The organism is Stieleria sp. (assembly GCF_041595215.1).
In the GTDB taxonomy this organism is placed as follows: Bacteria; Planctomycetota; Planctomycetia; order Pirellulales; family Pirellulaceae; genus Stieleria; species Stieleria magnilauensis.
In genome coordinates this window covers 1-5467 of the sequence record NZ_JBFHKV010000557.1, presented here as the reverse complement: position 1 = coordinate 5467, position 5467 = coordinate 1, and the positions used below count along the sequence as shown (strand labels likewise).

At 60.3% G+C, this 5467-nt stretch carries 3 protein-coding genes; 2 read left to right on the top strand and 1 reads right to left on the bottom strand.

Translation table 11 applies throughout. The features are described 5' to 3' along the window. Positions 1-164: 164 nt before the first annotated feature. The gene (locus ABX749_RS19955) at positions 165-1154 is read right to left on the bottom strand and encodes a GDSL-type esterase/lipase family protein (RefSeq protein WP_372897518.1); all 990 of its coding nucleotides are present in this window, start codon (positions 1152-1154) and stop codon (positions 165-167) included. A gap of 111 nt (positions 1155-1265) precedes the next feature. Between ABX749_RS19955 and ABX749_RS19950 the strand changes: the two genes are divergently transcribed. Further along, positions 1266-4298: a PSD1 and planctomycete cytochrome C domain-containing protein gene (locus ABX749_RS19950; protein WP_372897517.1), complete on the top strand. Its 3033-nt coding sequence runs from the start codon at positions 1266-1268 to the stop codon at positions 4296-4298. Positions 4299-4305: 7 nt separating this feature from the next. Then, on the top strand, positions 4306-5467 hold a 1162-nt coding region (locus ABX749_RS19945; RefSeq protein ID WP_372897516.1), incomplete at its 3' end, for a DUF1501 domain-containing protein.

Here is a 5467-nt window from a genome sequence, read left to right as displayed (position 1 = left end):
TGTTGGTGTCCAGCCTTCAGGCGCATCCCACTCGCTGCAAAGCAGCGAAACCGGCGGCTAAAGCCTGCACACCAGCGCGTGTTGGTGTCCAGCCTTCAGGCGCATCCCACTCGCTGCGGAGCAGCGAATCAGGGCGGCTAAAGCCTGCACACCAGCGACTTGCATCACTTCTTGAGAATTTGGTCGCCGTAGAGATCGACGAGGGCATCTGTGACAAACTCGGCGATCGCCCCGCTGCCTCGGGGATTGCTATGAATCCCATCGTCGCTCAGCTGCGCGTCTTTGAACCACATCCCCGGCGGCGCCGCCGGACTCATCAAGACGACGTGCCGCAGCCAGCGATCGTCGATCAATTGCAGGTCGAATTCGTAAGCCAGCTCGCGTTCCAGACTGGCGTAGGGATCGATCATAAACCCGCGCGGGATTTCCATCAGGACGGGTTCACAATCGTTGGCACGGCAAAGCTGGATCATTTTCGTCAAATTGGCCTTCGTGCTCGCTCGAGAGTGCCATCTCAGGAAATCGTGACCGCCGAGTTCAATGATGACGGCTTGTGGGTGATGCACCATCGATCGTTCCAAGATTCCGATCGCCGGGCCGGTCGCGATCCCGGACGCGCCTAAATTGATCACCGGGACGCGTATCCGTTGTTCCAACTGGCCGGGATAGCCGCGATCGGGAATCATCCCCTGAGTCAAACTGTCGCCGATGCAGACGATCGGGCGTCCGGGGTGGAATGCCAATTCATGATCACAGGTTGCACTGCGTCGGTATTCCACCCACATCCATGCCCACATCAACACCAACAGCGCGACAGGACTGGTCTGAAGCAGTCCCCTGGCAGGCGTCGACTGTGACCGCAGCCGGAATCGCCAAATGCCCAGCATCACCATCGAGAGTGCCAACAGCAGCATCGCCGGAGTACGCGGGACGAGACGAATGGCGAGGATCAGCGTGCAGGCGAACAGGGGCCAATACCCGGGCGATCCCCTGTAGACCGCGACGGCGTGCCAAAGGATCCAACAGGCGATCATCCAGGGCAGCCAGTGCGGAAAACAGAGCAAACTGGCAGCAATCGCCAAGCAAATCCCGATTGTTCGAAAGATTCGGTGAAAGATGCCGGTTGTTGCCTGTGATGTCACTTCGTCGGGCATAAAATGGTGGTTCCCGCCATGGGATGTGTCGCAGCGTCCCGAGTATTGTAACCTTCCGATCGATCTCGCCTCGCCTCCCAAGACCTTCGGCTGTTTGGCCGAACTCCCCCCATGCATCGTTTTCAGATCGCCGCCCTTCGCGTTCTTGCTGCCAGCGTTTCCGTCGCCCTTGGCTTCGTGGCAGCCACAGATTCCCACGCCGCGGACCGCCCGATTCGGTTCAATCGCGATGTCCGCTCGATCCTGAGTGACAAGTGTTTTGCCTGTCACGGCCCGGATGCTCAAACGGTCGAAGGAGGATTGCGACTCGATCTGCCCGACGAAGCCACCGATGCATCGACCGGAGCGATCGTTCCGGGGTCGCCGGATGAGAGTGAAGTGATTCGGCGGATTTTTTCGACCGATGACGACGAGGTGATGCCGCCGCCGTCGTCGCACAAGAGTCTGACCGATGCCGAGCGTGACGTGCTGGTCCGCTGGATCGCCGAGGGTGCGTCCTACGAAGCCCACTGGGCTTATGAACCGATGCACCGGATCGAATCGGCGGAACCGGTCGCGCCGAGCAATGCGACTCAGTTGATCGATCACAAGATTGCGGCACGACTGGCCGACGAAGGCGTCGAGCCGACCGGGCAAGCCGACCGGGTCACGTTGATTCGTCGCCTGTCGTACGATTTGACGGGCATGCCGCCGACGGCCGAAGAAGTCCAGGCGTTCGTCAACGATGAATCAACCGATGCCTATGCGGATCTGGTCGACCGACTGTTGAATTCACCTCGCTTCGGCGAACGGATGGCGATCTATTGGTTGGATCTGGTGCGTTACGCCGACACCGTCGGATACCACGGCGACCAAAATGTGTCGCAATCGCCTTATCGTGATTACGTGATCAACGCCTTCAACGACAACATGCCGTATGACCGTTTCGTCCGCGAACAACTCGCCGGTGACCTGCTTCCCGAGGCGACACTCGATCAACAAGTGGCATCGGGATACAACCGGCTGAACCAAACGACCGAAGAAGGTGGATCGCAGGCGAAAGAGTATTTGGCGATCTACTTTGCCGACCGCGTTCGAAATGTTTCGCAAGTCTTCATGGGCGCGACGATGGGCTGTGCCCAATGCCACGACCACAAGTACGACCCCTACACGACACGCGACTTCTACTCGCTGGGAGCATTTTTCGCCGACCTGGACGAACGCGGCGTCTATGGGGCGCGGAGCCGACCACCGATGATCCGCGTCCCCGGTGAAAGGCTGCAGACAGAACTGGCGGAGATGGATCGCCAAATCGGTGCACTCCGAGCAGAAATCGAACCGCTGCGGCAATCGCTGATCGCGGCCCAGGACCAATGGGAAGCCGACGTGATCGACCGGATCGATGACCAGCAAGAAATTGAAACGATTTGGATCGACGATGCGCTTTCAATGGAGGCCAATCAGAGCGGCGAATGGCGTTTTGTGGCCCAGGATGACGCGCCGGTTCATCGCGGTGCGACGTCGCGAAAACAGCAGAGTGAGGGTCTGACGCAACACCTGTTCGACGACGCCAAGCAGCCCTTTGGCGTCACAAAAGACGCTCGATTTTTCTGTTGGGTCTATCTGGATCCCAAAGACCCGCCGTCGGCGATCATGTTGCAGTTCAACGACGGCGATTGGACGCACCGCAAAGTCTGGGGCAGCGATGACATCACGTATGGTCGACAGAAGGAGAGCTATGCGGGCTATCGGCGTGGCGGAGTGCTTCCCGCGACCGGCCAATGGGTGCGGCTGGAAGCGACCGCCGAGGAAGTCGGACTGGCTGCAGGGGCGAAGGTCAAAGGGATGGCGTTCACCCAATTCGGCGGGATGGTTCACTGGGACGATTGCGGCGTGATCACCGCCGGCGGTATTCCGACCGACGTCGCCGAAGCCTTGCGTGTCGACCAAGACCAGCGGTCGGATCAACAGCGTCGGACGATCACTGATTACTACATCGCGGAATCCGAGGAGATGGTGTCGCTGCAAAACCAGATTCGGGAATTGGAAACCCGCCGCAAGGCAAAGTACGAAACGGCTCCCGAAACCGTCGTCTCGCGGAGCGTCACCCCGCGAACGATCCGCGTCTTGCCGCGCGGCAACTGGATGGACGATTCCGGCGACGTCGTCAGCCCGGCGATCCCGGCGTTTTTGGGAACATTGGACACCGGCGATGCGCGACCGACGCGGCTTGATTTGGCCAACTGGCTGTGCCGCGAGGACAACCCACTGACCGCCCGAACGATGGTCAACCGCTTGTGGAGCCTGTTGTTTGGACGGGGGATCTGTGCCAGCGTCGATGACTTTGGCGGCCAAGGGACCTATCCGTCGTATCCGGATCTGTTGGACGCCTTGGCGATCGATTTCATCCAGTCGGGCTGGGACGTCAAACATGTGATGCGTTCGATCGCGATGAGCCAAGCGTATCGGCGTTCCTCAACGCCGACGACGGAACTTGCACAACGCGATCCCTACAACGATCTGTTTGCCCGTCAGGGGCGTTTCACCGTGGACGCGGAAGTGGTCCGTGACGGGGCGCTCGCGATCAGCGGCCTGTTGGTCGAAACCATCGGCGGGCCGAGCGTCCGACCGTACCAACCGGCGGGCTATTACGCACAACTAAATTTCCCGCGCCGCACGTACGTCGCTGACGGAGGCTCGAACCAATACCGTCGCGGGCTGTACACGCACTGGCAACGCACGTTCCTGCACCCGATGCTCAAAGCCTTTGACGCGCCAAGTCGCGAAGAGTGCACGGCAAAGCGGTCACGGTCCAACACGCCGCTGCAGGCATTAGTATTGCTCAACGACCCGACCTTCGTCGAAGCGGCGCGCGTGTATGCCGAACGCATCATGCGTGAAGGCGGCCAAGACGTCGACCAACGACTGCAATGGGCCTACCAGAATGCCGTCTCACGCCCCGTGACTGCACAGATCGCTGATCCGTTGCGCGCCGTGTTCCAAAATCACCTGGAACATTACCAGTCCAACGTCGACGAAGCGGGGAAACTGATCGCCCACGGCGAAGCACCGGTGCCTAGCGATTTGGATGTGGCTGAATTGGCCGCCTGGACGAGTGTTGCCCGCGTGATCTTGAATCTTCACGAAACCATTACGCGCTACTGAGACCGCGATGAATCCTGAATTCCATTCTCTCCACCAGCGACTCGCACGGCGGACGTTTCTGCGCCGCACCGGAATCGGTTCGGTCGCGTTGGCATCGTTGCTGAAATCCGATTTGGCGGGTGCGGTTTCGTCGTCGTCCGCGGCGTCGTCCGGCGTGAGCGCATTCGAAGGCGTTCTGGCCCGCCCGCACCACGCGCCGCGGATCAAACGCGTGATCCATCTGTGCATGGCCGGCGGGCCCAGCCATTTGGAAACGTTCGACTACAAACCGGTGCTGGCGGAGATGGACGGCAAGCCGATGCCGGAGTCGATCACTGCGGGCCAGCCGATCGCGCAGCTACAGGGCAAAGAACTGAAGGTGATGGGCCCGCAGCACAAGTTCATCGCCCGCGGCGAAAGCGGACTGATGATTTCTGACGTGTTCAAACACATCAGTGGCTTGGCCGACGAGATGTGCGTCGTCAAATCGATGCACACCGAACAGATCAACCACGATCCGGCGCACACATTTTTTAATACCGGGACGGCGATCAGTGGGCGCCCCTCAATGGGGTCGTGGGTGCTGTACGGACTGGGGAGCGAAACGGAGGATCTGCCGGGGTTCATCGTGCTGACCAGTGAAGGCGGAGGGCAGAGTCAGCCGATCAGTTCGCGGCAGTGGCACTCGGGTTTTTTGCCCAGTCGTTACCAAGGTGTCCAGATGCACGCCAGCGGAAACCCGGTCCACTATGTCGGCAATCCGGAGGGCGTCGGCCGCGACCAACAGCGGGACATTGTCGATGCGGTTTCGCGGATCAATCAGATTCGAAACCAGGAGCTCAACGACCCCGAGATCGCGACGCGCTTGGCCGGTTATGAAATGGCGTTCCGGATGCAGGCCTCGGTGCCCGAGTTGACCGACATGTCCGGCGAGACGCAACAAGTCATCGACCAATACGGCTGCACACCGGGTGACGGCTCGTTCGCCAGCAATTGTTTGCTCGCCCGCCGATTGGCCGAGCGCGGGGTGCGATTCATTCAGCTTTATCATCGCGGCTGGGACCACCACGGAGGCGTCAAGGCGGGGGTGGCCAAGACGGCGGAATTGGTAGACCAAGGCACCGCGGCCCTGGTTCGGGATCTGAAACAGCGCGGCATGTTGGACGAGACGCTGATCGTTTGGGGCGGTG